Origin of the sequence: Bradyrhizobium iriomotense (assembly GCF_018129405.1) — a bacterium.
GTDB classification, from domain to species: Bacteria; Pseudomonadota; Alphaproteobacteria; order Rhizobiales; family Xanthobacteraceae; genus Bradyrhizobium; species Bradyrhizobium iriomotense_B.
Genome location: NZ_JAFCLP010000003.1, coordinates 166,154 through 181,193, shown reverse-complemented (window position 1 = coordinate 181,193; position 15,040 = coordinate 166,154). Strand labels below are relative to the sequence as shown.

General features: G+C 65.9%; 15 protein-coding genes. 14 read left to right on the top strand and 1 reads right to left on the bottom strand.

The window, feature by feature from the left end; all coding sequences use genetic code 11:
- Positions 1-4: 4 nt before the first annotated feature.
- From JQ592_RS09990 to JQ592_RS09970, 5 genes are read left to right on the top strand one after another with little or no spacing between them, the layout of a single operon-like run.
- Positions 5-820 (top strand): ABC transporter substrate-binding protein, encoded by an 816-nt coding sequence (locus JQ592_RS09990; RefSeq protein WP_211402702.1) that lies wholly within the window; start codon positions 5-7, stop codon positions 818-820.
- Positions 807-1,691 carry a polysaccharide deacetylase family protein gene (locus JQ592_RS09985; protein WP_211402701.1) on the top strand — a complete coding sequence of 295 codons (885 nt, stop codon included), beginning with the start codon at positions 807-809 and terminating at the stop codon, positions 1,689-1,691. The genes JQ592_RS09990 and JQ592_RS09985 overlap by 14 nt, the downstream gene beginning before the upstream one ends.
- A gap of 8 nt (positions 1,692-1,699) precedes the next feature.
- The gene (locus JQ592_RS09980) at positions 1,700-2,356 is read left to right on the top strand and encodes an aspartate/glutamate racemase family protein (RefSeq protein ID WP_211402700.1); all 657 of its coding nucleotides are present in this window, start codon (positions 1,700-1,702) and stop codon (positions 2,354-2,356) included.
- Between the two features lie 39 nt (positions 2,357-2,395).
- On the top strand, positions 2,396-3,979 hold the full coding sequence (locus JQ592_RS09975; RefSeq protein WP_211402699.1) for an ABC transporter substrate-binding protein: 1,584 nt from the start codon (positions 2,396-2,398) through the stop codon (positions 3,977-3,979).
- A complete protein-coding gene (locus tag JQ592_RS09970) occupies positions 3,976-5,349 on the top strand; it encodes an amidohydrolase family protein (protein WP_211402698.1) in 1,374 nt (457 codons plus the stop codon). The genes JQ592_RS09975 and JQ592_RS09970 overlap by 4 nt, the downstream gene beginning before the upstream one ends.
- Here JQ592_RS09970 and JQ592_RS09965 read toward each other — a convergent pair.
- The gene (locus JQ592_RS09965; protein ID WP_211402697.1) at positions 5,339-6,262 is read right to left on the bottom strand and encodes a LysR substrate-binding domain-containing protein; all 924 of its coding nucleotides are present in this window, start codon (positions 6,260-6,262) and stop codon (positions 5,339-5,341) included. The genes JQ592_RS09970 and JQ592_RS09965 overlap by 11 nt on opposite strands.
- A 277-nt stretch (positions 6,263-6,539) precedes the next feature.
- Between JQ592_RS09965 and JQ592_RS09960 the strand changes: the two genes are divergently transcribed.
- The 9 genes from JQ592_RS09960 (at position 6,540) to JQ592_RS09920 (ending at position 14,899) form a co-directional block, all read left to right on the top strand.
- Positions 6,540-7,574 carry an ABC transporter substrate-binding protein gene (locus JQ592_RS09960; RefSeq protein ID WP_092254576.1) on the top strand — a complete coding sequence of 345 codons (1,035 nt, stop codon included), beginning with the start codon at positions 6,540-6,542 and terminating at the stop codon, positions 7,572-7,574.
- A 23-nt stretch (positions 7,575-7,597) separates the two neighbouring features.
- A complete protein-coding gene (locus JQ592_RS09955; protein WP_211402696.1) occupies positions 7,598-8,638 on the top strand; it encodes an ABC transporter ATP-binding protein in 1,041 nt (346 codons plus the stop codon).
- Positions 8,635-9,510 (top strand): ABC transporter permease, encoded by an 876-nt coding sequence (locus JQ592_RS09950; protein WP_211402695.1) that lies wholly within the window; start codon positions 8,635-8,637, stop codon positions 9,508-9,510. Before JQ592_RS09955 ends, JQ592_RS09950 begins: the two co-directional genes overlap by 4 nt.
- Positions 9,507-10,313, top strand: coding sequence for an ABC transporter permease (locus JQ592_RS09945; RefSeq protein WP_211402694.1), 807 nt, complete (start codon positions 9,507-9,509; stop codon positions 10,311-10,313). Before JQ592_RS09950 ends, JQ592_RS09945 begins: the two co-directional genes overlap by 4 nt.
- An 8-nt stretch (positions 10,314-10,321) precedes the next feature.
- Entirely contained in the window at positions 10,322-11,458 is a 1,137-nt protein-coding gene (locus tag JQ592_RS09940; protein ID WP_211402693.1) for an NAD(P)/FAD-dependent oxidoreductase, read from the top strand.
- Positions 11,459-11,706: 248 nt separating this feature from the next.
- Complete coding sequence (locus JQ592_RS09935) at positions 11,707-12,003, top strand: (2Fe-2S)-binding protein (RefSeq protein WP_122405657.1); 297 nt, start codon at positions 11,707-11,709, stop codon at positions 12,001-12,003.
- The gene (locus JQ592_RS09930; RefSeq protein WP_211402692.1) at positions 12,000-13,418 is read left to right on the top strand and encodes an NAD(P)/FAD-dependent oxidoreductase; all 1,419 of its coding nucleotides are present in this window, start codon (positions 12,000-12,002) and stop codon (positions 13,416-13,418) included. The genes JQ592_RS09935 and JQ592_RS09930 overlap by 4 nt, the downstream gene beginning before the upstream one ends.
- Positions 13,415-14,536: an NAD(P)/FAD-dependent oxidoreductase gene (locus JQ592_RS09925; RefSeq protein ID WP_211402691.1), complete on the top strand. Its 1,122-nt coding sequence runs from the start codon at positions 13,415-13,417 to the stop codon at positions 14,534-14,536. The genes JQ592_RS09930 and JQ592_RS09925 overlap by 4 nt, the downstream gene beginning before the upstream one ends.
- Positions 14,537-14,551: 15 nt before the next feature.
- A complete protein-coding gene (locus JQ592_RS09920) occupies positions 14,552-14,899 on the top strand; it encodes a RidA family protein (protein WP_211402690.1) in 348 nt (115 codons plus the stop codon).
- The last annotated feature ends 141 nt before the right edge of the window (positions 14,900-15,040 follow it).

Below are 15,040 nucleotides of genomic sequence, written 5' to 3'. Positions count from 1 at the left end.
GGTGATGAAGAGGCTTTTGGTTGCGGCGGCGCTGGTTGGCGCCATGACCGTTTCGGCGTTGGCGATCGAGCTGCCACCTGATATCGCAAAGCGCGGCAGCCTCAAGGTGGCGCTGGTGCCGAACTATCCGCCGATGGAGTTCCGTGATCCCGCGACCAACGCGCTGTCCGGATTCGACATCGATCTCGGCGAGGCGATCGGCCGCAAGCTCGGCGTCAAGATCGAATGGACCGAGACCAGCTTTGCCGAATTCATGCCGTCGATTTCGACGGGGCGGGTGGATGCCATCCTGTCCGGCTTCACCGACTATGCGAGCCGGCACGAGATCGCGTCCTTCGTCGATTATCTGCGCAGCGGTCCGAAATTCTTCGTGCAGCAGTCCCGTGCGTCCGAGTTCAAGGACATGGCTGCGCTCTGCGGCAAGAAGGTCGGCGCCAGCCGCCGGACCATGTTTCCGGCAGAGATCGAGAAGTGGAGCCAGAAGAACTGCGGCAGCAATCCGATCCAGTTCGTCGGCACCGACGGCTCGGCCGATGCGCGCACGCAACTCAGGCAGGGCCGTATCGACGCCGCCGTACAGGGCAACGAGACGCTGCCCTATCTGATGGACCTCGAGCCCGGCACCTATGCGCCGGTCGGCGATCCCTTCGCAACGCAGTTCACGGGCATCGCGCTGCCGGTCAAGGAAAAGGCACTTCAGCAGGCCATGCTCGAGGCCGTCGATGCGCTGATCGCGGACGGCACGTATCGTACCCTGCTCGCCAAGTGGAAACTCAACGACAACGGATTAGAGAAGGCGACCATCAATGCTGGACAGTAAGGCACTCAAGAGCATCCCGCTCGTTCCGGCCAACACCGCAGATCCAGCGCCGGACTATCCCTGGCCGAAGCCGTACAAGTCGGCGATGTTCCTGTCGTTCGACGTGGACGCGGAGAGCGCCTGGACCAGCAAGGACGCGGTGCATGCGCAGCGGCTCATCACCATGAGCTATGGCGGCTACGAGGCGCGCGTCGGCACGCCAAAACTGCTGGAGCTGCTCGACCAGCTCGATCTCAAGGCGACGTTCTTCATCACGGGTTGGTCGGTCGATGCGCATCCGGCGATGGCCGAATCGATTCTGAAAGCCGGCCACGAGATCGGCCATCACGGCTATCACCATCTCTTGCCCGATCCCGGCGATCCCTGGATCGAGGAGGAGCTGGAGCGCGGCTTTGAGGCGCTGAAGCGCCGGCTCGGCGTCAAGCCGACCGGCTATCGCGCGCCTTACGGCGAGTTCACCGAGGAGCTGCGCGTCGCGCTGGTGCGCCACGGCATCGTCTACACCTCCTCGTTCCGCGACGACGTGCGGCCGTACCGCCATCGTCTCGCCGACGGCAAGCCCGGCACGATCGAGCTGCCGGTGACCGCGAGCTATGACGACTGGATGCACGGCCTCTCCGCCCGCTTCAGCCCGCGCTCGATCTTCCCCAAGGAGCATGTGCTCTCGATGTGGAAGGACGAGCTGGACGAGGTCCGCGACTGGGGCGCGATGGTGACGACGGTGCTGCATCCGCAATGCAGCGGCCGCCCGATGCGGCTGCGCCTGCTGCGCGAGTTCCTGACCTACGCCAAGTCGTGCCCGGATGTCTGGATCACCACCGGCGAGAAAATCGCGGAAAACTTCCTGCGCCACGAAGCGGCCAACCGCTGAGCCAAGTCATGACCCGTCGCCGCATCCTCGTCGTCAACCCCAACTCCTCTGCGTCGGTGACGACGGCGATCGACGACGCGGTGGCGCCGCTGCGCATCGCCGGCGGGCCTGACATCGAGGTGGTCGGCCTTGCCGAGGGCCCGCCGGGCATCAGCTCGCAGCGCGACGCCGACAGCGTCGTCATGCCGCTTGTGAACCGCGTGTCGCGCGACGATGCCGATGCCTTCGTGCTCGCCTGCTTCAGCGATCCCGGCCTGCATGCGGTGCGTGAGGCGGCCGGTGGCCGCCCTGTGCTGGGCATCGCCGAATGCGCGATCTTCCGCGCGCTGATGCTGGGCGAACGCTTCGGCATCATCGCCCTGTCGCCGTCGAGCATCCGACGCCAGCAGCGCATGGTGCGGGTGATGGGTGTCGACAGCCGCTATGCCGGAAGCTGGTCGGTCGGCGCGAGCGCGGCTGAGACGGCAGGCGCAGACATCCGCGGGCGGCTGATCGAAGCCGGCCGCGCGCTGGTCACGCAATGCCGCGCCGATGTCGTGGTCATGGGCTGCGCCGGCATGGCCTCGCATCGCGCGGCGATCGCGGATGCGATCGGCGTGCCCGTCATTGAACCTGCGCAGCAGGCAGTCGCGGCGGCGATCGGCGCGGTCTTGTTGAACACGTAAGAAAAAGCGATCAGTTCGATTTCGTCAGGAGCCTTTGTAATGCCCATCTCCCGCCGTTCGCTCCTCAAGGCCGCCGCAGCCGTGCCGACGCTGTCGCTGCCGGGCATCGTCCGCGCTGAATCCCAATCCACGCTGCGCTTCATTCCCGTCATCGATCTCGCCTTCGTCGATCCCATCTATTCGACCGCGCAGGTGTCGCGAAACCACGGCTTCATGGTCTACGACACGCTCTATGGCATGAGCTCGTCGCTCCAGGTTTCGCCGCAGATGCTGTCGGGGCACGTCGTCTCCGGCGACCAACTCCAGTGGGACCTCAGCTTGCGCGACGGCCTGTTCTGGCATGACGGCGAGCGCGTGCTCGCGCGCGACTGCGTTGCTAGCATCCGTCGTTGGGCCGCGCGCGACGGTTTTGGCGGCGAGCTGCTGGAGGCGACGGCCGAACTCTCGGCCGCCGATGATCGCACCATCCGCTTCCGTCTCAAGCGCCCGTTCCCGCTGCTACCGCAGGCGCTCGGCAAGGCCGCGATCAATGCCTGCTTCATGATGCCGGAGCGGCTGGCGAGCCAGGACCCGTTCAAGCCGCTCACCGAGGTCATCGGCAGCGGTCCGTTCCGCTACCTCGCCGACGAGCGCGTGCAGGGCGCGCGCAACGCCTATGCCAAATTCGAGCGCTACCAGCCGCGCACCGACGGCAAGCCGGATTGGACCGCGGGGCCGAAGATCGTGCACTACGACCGCGTGGTCTGGACCACCACGCCCGATGCCGGCACCGGCGTCGCCGCGCTCCAGACCGGCGAGCAGGACTGGCAGGAGACCACGCCGCACGATCTGTTGCCGGTGATCAAGGCCGCCGGCGACATCGAGACCCGCGTCCTCGATCCCCGCGGCTATGCCTGCATGCTGCGCCTCAATCACCTGCAGCCGCCGTTCGACAATCCCGCCGTCCGCCGCGCGCTGCTGGGGGCGATCGACCAGTCCGCGTTCATGACCGCGGTTGCCGGCACCGATCCGGCCTTCCAGGTGTCACCGATCGGCTATTTCGCACCTAGCACGCCGATGGCGAGCGACGTCGGCCTCGACGTGTTCCGCGGGCCGCGCAACTACGACAAGGTCAAGGCCGACCTGAACGCCGCCGGCTACAATGGCGAGAAGATCGTGCTGCTCGTCCCCACCAACTCGCTGGCGCAAAAGCCGCTCGGCGAGATCGCCGTCGACTCGTTGCGCAAGGCCGGCATGAACGTCGAATATGCCGGGCTCGATTTTGCCGTGGTGTTGCAGCGCCAGTTGAAGAAGGATCCGATCGGGCAGGGCGGCTGGAGCGCGGCCGTCGGCAACTGGCAGGGCATCGACTGGCTCAACCCCGCCGGCAACACCAACATCCGCGGCGAAGGCAAGGTCGCCGGTTGGTATGCGAGCACGAAGATGGGCGAGTTGCGCAGCCAGTGGCTGGCGGCCTCCCAGCTCGCCGAGCAGCAGCGCATCTGCCGCGAGATCCAGGCGGTCGCGTTCGAGGAAATCCCCTATATTCCGATCGGCCTGTACAAGCAGCCGACCGCCTATCGCAAGGCCATCACCGGCATTCTCGACGGCACCGCCGTGTTCTGGAACGTACGCCCCGCATGAGCACCACAGCAATTTTCGGCAGCTATGTGCTGTCACGCAAAGACGGCGCGCAGGATGTGCTGCGCGATCATTGGGTTCTGGTCGAAGGCAAGAAGATTGCGGCAGTCACGCGCGACAAGCCCAGCGCCGATCAGGTCTACGACCGCCCCGGCCGCTTCGTGCTGCCGGGCCTGCTGAACCTGCACAATCATTGCTTCTCAGAGGCGGTGGCACGCAGCCACACCGAGGACGGCAACGGCCGCAAGAACAACCAAAGCATCGTCTACACGGTGCTGCTGCCGCTCACCAAGCGCGGCGCCGATATCCTGTCGGCGGAGGAGCGTCTCGCGGTCGCGCGGCTCGGCATCCTCCAGCTCCTCAAGGGCGGCGCCACAACGGTGATGGAGCCGTTCCGCAATTCGATCCCCGAGATGTTCGATGCGGCGGAGGAGATGGGCATCCGCTTCTACGGCGCGCCCTATCTGTTCTCGACGTCCGATGCCAAGGCAGGGCCGGATGGCGTGGTGCGCTATTCCGGCGACGACGGCGCCGCCGACATGGCGACGTGGGATGCGCTCTATCAACGCTGGAACAATCGCGGCGACGGTCGCATCAGCCTCGCCATGAGCCCACATGCCACCGACACCTGCGGCCCCGATCTCTTGAAGGCCTGCGCCGTGCGAGCGCGCGAGCTCGGTGTGCCCATCACGACGCACATGGCGCAAAGCCGCGGCGAGGTCGAGACCATCGGCAAGCGTTATGGCGGCCGCACGCCGGCGCAATATCTGGACTGGCTCGGCTTGCTCGCGCCCGATCTGATGGCTGCGCATTGCATGTTCAGCAGCGACGACGACCTCAAGCTCATGGCCGCGCGCGGCATGACCGTGCTGAACTGTCCGCGCGTGTTCGCGCGCGCCGGCATCACCGCGGCGTTCAGCCGGTTCGCCGAGCATGGCGTGCGCACCGTGGTCGGCACCGACGGCTACAACATGGATCTGCTCGGCGAGCTCAATGCGGCATCGCTGATTTCCAAAATCACCTCGGCGCGTCCTGATGTCGCGAACTCACCCGAGTTGATCGAAGCGAACACGACTGTCGCCGCCGACGTCATCAAGCGGCCGGATCTCGGCCGCATCGAACCCGGCGCGACCGCCGATCTCACCGTCGTCGATCTCACTCATCCCCACCTTCAGCCGCTGTTCGATCCGCGCCGTGCGCTGATCGCGCTCGCCAATCGCGCCAACATCGATCAGGTCATGGTCGACGGCCGTGTGCTGGTCGATGCCGGCCGCTATCTCGGCGCCGACGAGGCTGCGATTGCGGCGGCGGGCACCGCTGCGATCGGCAAGATCTGGGACCTGCCGGAGGCGCAGGCCGCGTTCAACGGCTGAGCGCCGTCTCCGGCAGGTCCTCGAACGCCACCAGCGCCTTGCGCATGGTCTCGACCAGATCCAGCGCCACCGGCGACGGGCTGCGCTGCGCCGGAAAGACGGCCGAGAATTCGAAGTCGATGCGCGGCACGAAGCGGCGCACGACGACGCCGCGCGTTGCAAATTCCTGCGCGGTGAAGGGGTCGCAGATCGCGACACCAAGGCCCGACGACACCATGCCGCACATGATCTCCGACAGCGTGGTCTCGACCCGGAGCACGCGGCGGACATCGTGGCGATGGAAGACCTGGTCGACGAGATGCCGGCTCGACGATCCCGCCGACAGCGAGATGAAGGTCTCGCCCTCGAAATCGCGCGGCTCCAGCACTTCCTTTTCCGCGAGGCGATGACCGGTCGGCAGCACTGCGACGCGCGCCGGCGCTGGCAGTCTCTGGCTCGGCAGACCGGAATGCGCGATCGGCACCTCGGCAAAGCCGACGTCACATTGATTGTTCAGCACCCAGTCGACCACGATCGGCGAGATGACACCGAAGAAGGCCAGGTTGAGGTTTGGCCGCTCCTTCAGGAAGTGACCGGTGAGCCGCGGCAGATAGCCGTTCGAAAGCGCCGGCAATGCTGCGATCCGTAGCGAGCCGGTGCGGCGTCCGCGGATTTCTTCCGCCGCCGCGGTGATGCGTTCGAGGCCGACGAAGGAGCGCTCGACTTCGGTGTAGAGCGCCATCGCCGCGGCGGTCGGGACCAGGCCGGTGCCGCGCCGCTCGAACAGCTCCATTTTCAGCAGGGCCTGGAGGTCGCGCAGCAACCGGCTGACGGCCGGCTGCGTCACCTTCATCAGCGCCGCCGCCTCGGTCACGCTGCCCGTGAGCATTGTCGCGCGGAAGGCCTCCACCTGCCGCGAATTGATCCGGGCCATATTCCTGTTTCCATTCATAACATTTATGCATGCAGAGGGTGCCATTATTCATTGGACGATGGAAGTATAGGTTGCGATCTTTTTCATCAGGACTGGAGACAGCCCGCTTTTTCGGCAGATTGGAGGGGTTCAAACCTCCAGATCGCGCCAAAACCCGCCGAACGGGGGCCGGAGCCCTGATCGGAGAGGGTTTGCGCGGAAGGAAATGCGGCAACGCGCTTCAGCCAGCGAGACTCGTCGGCACGTCACCTCATTCCGGTATTGGAGATCGGTCCATATGAAGACTCTTCGCCTTCTGACAGCGGTCAGCATCGCGGCGCTCATTGCCGCCCCGTCGGTCGCCTCGGCCCAGCAGAAAACGCTCTATGTCGCCGGCTACGGCGGCTCGTTCGAGAAGACCATCCGCGACGAGGTGATCCCGGCCTTCGAGAAGGAGAACGGCGTCAAGGTCGAGTACGTCGCCGGCAACTCCACCGACACGCTGGCGAAACTCCAGGCGCAGAAGGGCAACCAGCAGATCGACGTCGCCATCGTCGACGACGGTCCGATGTACCAGGCGATCCAGCTCGGCTTCTGCGGCAAGCTCGACGGCCTGCCGGCCGATCTCTACGACACCGCCCGCTTCAAGGACGATCGCGCCGTCGCGATCGGCATCGTCGCCACCGGCCTGATGTACAACACCAAGGTGTTCAAGGAGAAAGGCTGGGCGCCGCCGACCTCGTGGAACGACCTGAAGGACACGAAATACGCCAAGCAGCTCGTGATCCCGCCGATCAACAACACCTATGGCCTCGAAGCGCTGGTGATGCTGTCGAAGATGAATGGCGGCGGCGAGACCAATGTCGATTCCGGCTTCAAGATCTTCAAGGAGCAGATCAATCCGAACGTGCTTGCCTATGAGCCGTCGCCGGGCAAGATGACCGAGCTGTTCCAGTCGGGCCAGGCGGTGATCGCGGTGTGGGGCACCGGCCGGGTGCAGAGCTTTGCCAACACCGGCTTCCCCGTCGACTTCGTCTATCCCAAGGAAGGCGCCGCGACGCTGCTGACGACGGCGTGTCCGATCACCAAGCCGAATGCCTCGCCGCTCGCTGCGAGCTTCGTCAAGATGCTGCTCGATCCCAAGATCCAGCTCGTGATGCTGAAGGACTATGGCTACGGTCCGGTGCTGAAATCGCTGGTGATCCCGCCGGAGCTCGGCAAGATGGCGCCGATCGGCGAGCGCGCGGCGAAGCTGTACAATCCGGACTGGACCGTCATCAACGAGAAGCGCGAGGAGTGGACCAAGCGCTGGAATCGCGAGGTCGAACGCTGATCGGTCGCAGCGGAGACAGCGTCATGGCCTATCTCGAGCTCGATCGGGTCGCAAAACAGTTCGGCGCGCAGACCGTCGTCGACGACTTCAGTCTGTCGGTGGGGAAGGGGGAGTTCATCTCCTTCCTCGGCCCGTCCGGTTGCGGCAAGACCACCACGCTGCAGATGATCGCGGGCTTCCTCGATCCCACGCGCGGCGCGATCCGCCTCGAGGGGAAGGACCTGACCGCGATCCATCCGGCCAAGCGCGGCCTCGGCATCGTGTTCCAGAGCTACGCGCTGTTTCCGCACATGACCGCGGCGGAGAACGTCGCCTTTGGCCTCGAGATGCGTGGCGTGCCGCGCACTGAAAGGGCCGAGCGCGTCCGCGCCGCGCTCGCGATGGTGGGGCTCGCCGGTTACGAGGACCGCCATCCGCGCCGCATGTCCGGCGGCCAGCAGCAGCGCGTGGCACTGGCGCGGGCGCTGGTGATCAAGCCGAGCGTGCTGCTGCTCGACGAGCCGCTGTCCAATCTCGACGCCAAGCTGCGCGAGGAGATGCAGATCGAGCTGCGCCAGATCCAGCGCACCATCGGCACTACCACCATCCTCGTCACCCACGACCAGAACGAGGCGATGTCGCTGTCCGACCGCATCGTGGTGATGAGCCAGGGCAAGATCGAGCAGATCGGCACGCCGCAAGAGACTTATGAGCGGCCGGCCTCGGCCTTCGTCTCGCAGTTTCTGGGCAAGACCAACGACTTTGCCGGGACGATCGACCGAACCGTCGTACCCACGCAGCTGGTGGCGGGCTCCTGGCGCGCGCCGGCGCCGGCCGGGCTCGGCGGTCCCGTGACCGTCAGCGTTCGCCCCGAAAGAATCGGCTTTGGCGATACAGGGCTCAGCGCAAAAATCATCACGCGCATCTTCCAGGGCAATCACTGGCTGTTCCAGTGCGACAGCGAATGTGGCCCGGCGATCGTGATCCGCCAGAATGACGGCAAAGCGCAGCCGGCCGAAGGCGACGCGGTTCGCCTCACCTGGCGGCCCGAGGACATGAGCGTGCGCGCGAGGGGTGGCGCATGAGCGCGGCGGCCGAGGAGCGCAGCGCGCGTACGCCATGGGCGCTGACGGCGCCCGCCCTGATGCTGTTCGTCGGCGTGCTGCTGATTCCGCTGGCGATGACGGTGATGCTGTCGTTCCACGATTGGGGCCAGTACAAGGGCATCGAGCCGGTCTTCATTCTCAAGAACTGGCACGAGATCGCGACCGATCCCTATTACGCCGAGATGTTCTGGCGGACGTTTCGGATCGCGATCCTGACCACGCTGCTCACGGCATTGCTGGGCGCACCCGAAGCCTACATCCTTAACCGCATGAGCGGCCGCTGGAAGAGCTTCTTCCTGCTGGTCATCCTCGGCCCGCTGCTGATCTCCGTCGTCGCGCGCACGCTCGGCTGGGCGTTGCTGTTCGGCGGCAACAACGGCCTCGTCAACAAGTTGCTGATGTCGCTCGGTGCGATCCGTTCGCCCATTCCGTTCATGTTCACCGAAACCGGCATGGTGGTCGCGCTCGCCCATGTCATGATGCCGTTCATGGTGTTGTCGGTCTGGGCGGCGCTGCAGCGGCTCGATCCGCAGATCGAGAATGCCGCGATGTCGCTCGGCGCCGGCCCCGTGACCATCATCCGCCGCATCATCATGCCGCAGATCATGCCGGGCGTGCTGTCGGGTGCGATCATCGTGTTCTCGCTTTCGGCCAGCGCCTTTGCGACGCCCGCGATCATCGGCGGCCGCCGGCTCAAGGTCGCGGCGACGCTCGCCTATGACGAATTCCTCAATACGCTGAACTGGCCGCTGGGGGCGGCGGTCGCCACGCTGCTGCTGGTCGCGCTGGTGCTGATCGTCGTCGGCAGCAACGCGCTGATCGAGCGGCGCTATGCCGAGGTGTTCCGATGAGACAAAACGGCCCGCTCGCGCTGATCTTCCACACCATCTTCGTCATCGTGACGGTGGCGCCGATCCTTGTCGTCTGCCTCGTTGCCTTCACGCCCGAAGGCTTTCTGTCACTGCCGACCAACGGCTTCTCGCTGCGCTGGTTCAGGACCATCCTGAACTACCCCGAATTCATCCACGCCTTCTGGGTGAGCCTTGGGCTGGGCGCGCTGTCCTCCCTCGTCGCGCTGCTGTTCGCGGTGCCCGCGGCGCTCGCGATCGCGCGCTATCGCTTCCGCGGCCGCGATGCGCTGGCAGCGCTGTTCCTGTCGCCGCTGATGATCCCGCATGTCGTGCTCGGCATCGCCTTCCTGCGCTTCTTCACCTCGGCCGGTCTCGGCGGCAGCTTTGCGGCGCTGATCATCGCCCATGTCATCATCGTGTTTCCGTTCGCGCTGCGGCTGACGCTGGCGGCGGCGACCGGTATGGATCGCACCGTCGAGATGGCTGCGGTTTCGCTTGGCGCCGGCGGCTGGACGCTGTTCCGCCGCGTGACGCTGCCGCTGATCCTGCCCGGCGTCATTAGCGGCTGGGCGCTCGCCTTCATCCAGTCCTTTGACGATCTCACCATGACCGTCTTCCTCGCCGCGCCCGGCACCGAGACGTTGCCGGTGCGCATGTTCCTTTATATCCAGGACAACATCGATCCGCTGGTGACGTCGGTCTCGGCCTGCGTGATCGCAATCACCATGACCGCCCTCATTCTGCTCGATCGCTTCTACGGGCTCGACCGCGTGCTCGCCGGCAAAGGCGATACGGGACGATAGGAGAACCTATGTCAGGAGATTACGACGTCGCCGTCGTCGGCGGCGGGCTGCTCGGCTCCGCCATTGCCTGGGGCCTCGGCCGGCTCGGCAAGAAGGTCGCCGTGCTCGACGAAGGCGACATCACCAAGCGCGCGTCGCGCGCGAACTTTGCGCTGGTGTGGGTGCAGAGCAAGGGGCTCGGCATGCCCGCCTATACGGTCTGGACCGTGCAGGCGTCTCATGCATGGGGCCGGCTCGCCTCCGAGCTGAAGCAGCAGACCGGCCTCGACGTCTCGCTGCAGCAGAACGGCGGCTTTCATCTGACGCTCGGCGAGGAGGAATTCGGCCAGCGCACCGAGCTCGTCAAGCGCATGCACAACCAGGCCGGCGCGGCCGACTACAAGATGGAGATGTTGCGGCCCTCCGAGGTGAAGAAGGCGCTGCCGCTGATCGGGCCCGAGGTCTCCGGCGGCAGCTATTGCCCGCTCGACGGCCACGTCAATTCGCTGCGCACGTTCCGCGCATTTCACACCGGCTTCAAGGCATTCGGCATCGACTATTTCCCGGAGCGTCCGGTCTCGGCGATCAGCAAGAGCGGCGGCGAATTCCGCCTGACGACGCCCAAGGGCGAGCTGCGTGCCGCCAAGATCGTGCTCGCCGCCGGCAATGCCAACCAGACGCTGGCGCCGATGGTCGGCCTCTACGCGCCGATGGGGCCGACCCGCGGCCAGGTCGTCGTGACCGAGCGCACCATGCCGTTCCTGCCGCATCCGCTGACCACGATCCGCCAGACCGACGAGGGCACGGTGATGATCGGCGACAGCAAGGAGGATGAGCTCGATGATCGCACGCTGAAGCCTTCGATCAGCGGCGTGATGGCCGACCGCGCGCAGCGCATGTTTCCGCATCTGTCGCGACTCAATGTGATCAGGAGCTGGTCCGGCATTCGCGTCATGCCGCAGGACGGCTTTCCGATCTACGACCAGTCGGAGACGCATCCCGGCGCCTTCGTCGCCTGCTGCCATTCCGGCGTGACGCTCGCCTCCAACCACGCTTTCGAGATCGCGCGCATGGTGGCGCAGGGCGCGCTCGAGCCCGAGCTGGTCGGCGCGTTCTCGGCCAGCCGGTTTGGCGGCGCGGGCGCTGCGAGCAGTAGCGGTTATTGAGATGCGAGGAGTTTGGGTTGGATCGATGGCAGCCAAGAACTCCGATCACCTCTCCCAAAGGGAGAGGTCGGAGCGCATCGTAAGATGCGGTCCGGGTGAGGGGTTACGGCCTCACCTCGTGCTGCGGCCCCTCACCCGGATTGCTACGCAATCCGACCTCTCCCCGCTGGGGAGAGGTGAAGCCATCGCCGTCGCACCTGATTTTCCTACGCTCCACCGAGTTCAGAGAAGGAGCCAAGAGGCATCCCATGTTTAGACGATCCGAACAGGACAAACGGCCACAGGTGCAGATCTTCGTCGACGGCGTTGCCGTCGCGGCGCGCCAGGGCGACACCGTCTCCGCCGCGCTGCTGGCCTCGGGCCGCGACGCGCGGCGCTCGACTGCAGTCAGCGGCGCGCCGCGTCTGCCCTATTGCATGATGGGCGTGTGCTTCGACTGCCTCGTCACCATCGACGGCGTCGGCAACCGTCAGGGCTGCCTCGTGCCTGTCGCTGAGGGCATGCAGATCGAGATTCAGAAGGGCAAGCGGGAGATCGGAAAATGACTGTGGCTCCCAAGCGCGAAGACTACGACGTCGTCGTGATCGGTGCCGGGCCCGCCGGTCTTGCTGCTGCCGCGACCTCCGCCGAAGCCGGTCTCTCAACGCTGCTGCTCGACGAGAATATCGGCCCCGGCGGCCAGGTGTTTCGCGCCATCGCTTCGACGCCCGTGACCGATCGCAACCAGCTCGGAGCGGACTATTGGATCGGTGCCGATCTCGTGCAGTCGCTGCGCGCGAGCAACGCGGAAGTCATCCAGCGTGCGACCGTCTGGAGCCTCGACCGCAATCTCGACATCGCCGTCTCGATCGGCGGCGCCTCGGCCTTCGTCAAGGCGAAGCGCGTGATCCTCGCGACCGGCGCGCTGGAGCGGCCGTTCCCGATTCCCGGCTGGACGCTGCCGGGCGTGATGACCGCGGGCGCGGCGCAGACCATGCTGAAATCCTCGGCGCTGGTGCCTGACGGGCGCACGGTGATCGCGGGGCAGGGGCCGCTGCTCTGGTTGCTCGCCGCGCAGATCTTGCGCCTTGGCGGCCGCATCGACCGCATTCTCGATACCACCGAGCGCGGCAATTACTTCGCCGCGCTGCCGCATGCCTTCGCCTTCCTGACCTCGCCCTATTTCGCCAAGGGCCTGTCGATGATGCGCGAGGTGAAGGCGAAGGTGCAGGTCGTCTCCGGTGTCACCGAGCTCTCTGCGTCCGGTGATGGCCAGCTCGCGAGCGTCAGCTATGTCGCCGGCGGCAAGCGCGAGACGATCCCTGCGGACCTGTTGCTGCTGCATCAGGGCGTCGTGCCCAACGTCAATTTGGCCATGGCAGCGGGCATCGAGCATCGCTGGGACGATCTGCAATTGTGCTGGTCGCCGGTGCTGGACGCGAGCGGCAATTCCTCGGTCGCGGGCATCGCGATCGCCGGTGACGGCGCCGGAATCGGCGGTGCGAATGCAGCCGTAGTGCGCGGTCGCATTGCCGCGCGCGCCGCGGTCGAAGCCCTGGCGCCCGCTTCTGCCGCAAAACTTCCCGCAATGGCAACGCTCCGCGCTGATCTCGCCAAGGCTGAGCGTGGCCGCCTGTTCCTCGACACGCTGTTCCGCCCCGCGCGGCAGTTCCGCATTCCCTCGGGCGACACCATCGTCTGCCGCTGCGAGGAGGTGACCGCAAAGGACGTACTCGACTCCGTCGCGATTGGTGCGACCGGGCCGAACCAGCTCAAGGCCTATCGCCGCACCGGCATGGGCCCGTGTCAGGGCCGGCTCTGCGGTCTCACCGTCACCGAGCTGATGGCGCAGGCGCGCGGGAAGACCCCGCAGGAGATCGGCTACTACCGGCTGCGCGCGCCGGTGAAGCCGATCACGCTCGCCGAGCTCGCCGCCGTTCCGAAGAGCGAGGCTGACGTCAAGGCGGTGGTGCGCGGATGACCCGAAACGTGGATGCGATCGTCATTGGCGGCGGCATCCACGGATGCTCGACCACGCTGCATTTGTGCCTCGCCGGCCTGAAGCCGGTGTTGATCGAGAAGGATTATGCCGGTCGCCACGCCTCCGGCGTCAATGCCGGCGGCGTCCGCCAGCTCGCCCGGCACATCCCCGAGATTCCGCTCTCGATCCGCTCGATGGGAATTTGGGAGAAGATTTCAGATCTCCTCGACGACGATTGCAGCTTTGAAAGCTACGGCCAGGTGCTGGTCGCCGAGAACGAGGAAGAGCTCGCGGTCTGCCGCGCACGCGTCGCCGAGCTCAATGCGCTGGGCTTCACTCATGAGGAACTGATCGACGCAGCTGAACTACGGCGGCTGGTGCCGGCGGTGGCCGAGACCTGCCCCGGCGGCGTGGTCTCGCGCCGCGACGGCGCGGCCAATCCGGCGCAGACGACGACGGCGTTCCGGCGCAAGGCCGAGCAGTTAGGTGCCACCGTCCGCGAAGGCATGGCCGCCAGCAACATCCGCTATAGCGACGGCCTCTGGCATGTCGATGTCGGCACTGAGACCTTTGCCGCGCCGGTGCTGGTCAATGCCGCCGGCGCCTGGGCCGGCAAGATCGCAGCTGATCTCGGCGAGCCCGTGCCGGTCGAGACCGTGGCGCCGATGCTGATGATCACCTCGCGCGTTCCGCACTTCATCGACCCCGTCGTGATCCTGCGCGGGCGAAAACTCTCCTTCAAGCAGTTCAAGAACGGCACCGTGCTGATCGGCGGCGGTCATCTGGCGACGCCCTATCAGGACCGCAACGAGACGGTGCTGGACTGGAAGAGCCTTGCGACCAGCGCGCAGACGGTGTTCGAGCTGTTTCCGGTGATGCGCAGCGCGACCATCGTCCGCGCCTGGGCCGGCATCGAGGCGAAGATGAAGGACGACATCCCCGTGTTCGGGCCGAGCTCCCGTCACAAGGGCCTCTATCACCAGTTCGGCTTCTCGCTGCACGGCTTCCAGCTCGGCCCCGGCGCCGGCGCCGTCATGGCGGAGCTGATCGTCAATGGCGGCACCCAGACCCGCGTCAGCGATCTCGGCATCGACCGCTTCCACCCTTCCACGCTCTAGTAATAAGAGGACATCATGAGCATCACCCGCAGCATCCGCACGCCCATCATGCACCGTGCGGTCGAAGCCAACGGCTTCGTCTTCGTCGGCGGCACCATCGCCGACAACACCTCGGTCTCGATGGGCGACCAGACCCGCAACATCCTCGGCAAGATCGCCGGCTATCTGAAGGAGGCCGGCACCGACAAGAGCCGCGTCGTCAGTGCCTCGATCTTCGTCACGGATCTCTCCAAGAAGAAGGAGATGGATGCGGCCTGGACCGAGTTCTTCGGCGACAATCTGCCGACCCGTGCCACCGTCGGCGTCGCCGATCTCGGCGGCGGTGCGCTGATCGAGGTGGTGGTCACCGCGCTTAAGGGCTGATGGCGGAGGCGACGAAGGACGACAGCGCCTCTCGCGCTGTCGTCTCCTCGCGCCGCGCCTTGATCTCTCCCTGTGATGGGACTACTTAGAGAGTTCCTCAATCAGGATATTCGCAACCATGGATTTTACCCCGACCGCAAC

Excerpts from the sequence above, each read along its gene's own strand:
- JQ592_RS09985 (WP_211402701.1), top strand. The coding sequence starts at position 807 with ATGCTGGACAGTAAGGCACTCAAGAGCATCCCGCTCGTTCCGGCCAAC.
- JQ592_RS09990 (WP_211402702.1), top strand. The coding sequence starts at position 5 with ATGAAGAGGCTTTTGGTTGCGGCGGCGCTGGTTGGCGCCATGACCGTT.
- JQ592_RS09965 (WP_211402697.1), bottom strand. The coding sequence starts at position 6,262 with ATGGCCCGGATCAATTCGCGGCAGGTGGAGGCCTTCCGCGCGACAATG.
- JQ592_RS09945 (WP_211402694.1), top strand. The coding sequence starts at position 9,507 with ATGAGACAAAACGGCCCGCTCGCGCTGATCTTCCACACCATCTTCGTC.
- JQ592_RS09970 (WP_211402698.1), top strand. The coding sequence starts at position 3,976 with ATGAGCACCACAGCAATTTTCGGCAGCTATGTGCTGTCACGCAAAGAC.
- JQ592_RS09950 (WP_211402695.1), top strand. The coding sequence starts at position 8,635 with ATGAGCGCGGCGGCCGAGGAGCGCAGCGCGCGTACGCCATGGGCGCTG.
- JQ592_RS09930 (WP_211402692.1), top strand. The coding sequence starts at position 12,000 with ATGACTGTGGCTCCCAAGCGCGAAGACTACGACGTCGTCGTGATCGGT.
- JQ592_RS09920 (WP_211402690.1), top strand. The coding sequence starts at position 14,552 with ATGAGCATCACCCGCAGCATCCGCACGCCCATCATGCACCGTGCGGTC.
- JQ592_RS09940 (WP_211402693.1), top strand. The coding sequence starts at position 10,322 with ATGTCAGGAGATTACGACGTCGCCGTCGTCGGCGGCGGGCTGCTCGGC.
- JQ592_RS09975 (WP_211402699.1), top strand. The coding sequence starts at position 2,396 with ATGCCCATCTCCCGCCGTTCGCTCCTCAAGGCCGCCGCAGCCGTGCCG.
- JQ592_RS09935 (WP_122405657.1), top strand. The coding sequence starts at position 11,707 with ATGTTTAGACGATCCGAACAGGACAAACGGCCACAGGTGCAGATCTTC.
- JQ592_RS09925 (WP_211402691.1), top strand. The coding sequence starts at position 13,415 with ATGACCCGAAACGTGGATGCGATCGTCATTGGCGGCGGCATCCACGGA.
- JQ592_RS09955 (WP_211402696.1), top strand. The coding sequence starts at position 7,598 with ATGGCCTATCTCGAGCTCGATCGGGTCGCAAAACAGTTCGGCGCGCAG.
- JQ592_RS09980 (WP_211402700.1), top strand. The coding sequence starts at position 1,700 with ATGACCCGTCGCCGCATCCTCGTCGTCAACCCCAACTCCTCTGCGTCG.
- JQ592_RS09960 (WP_092254576.1), top strand. The coding sequence starts at position 6,540 with ATGAAGACTCTTCGCCTTCTGACAGCGGTCAGCATCGCGGCGCTCATT.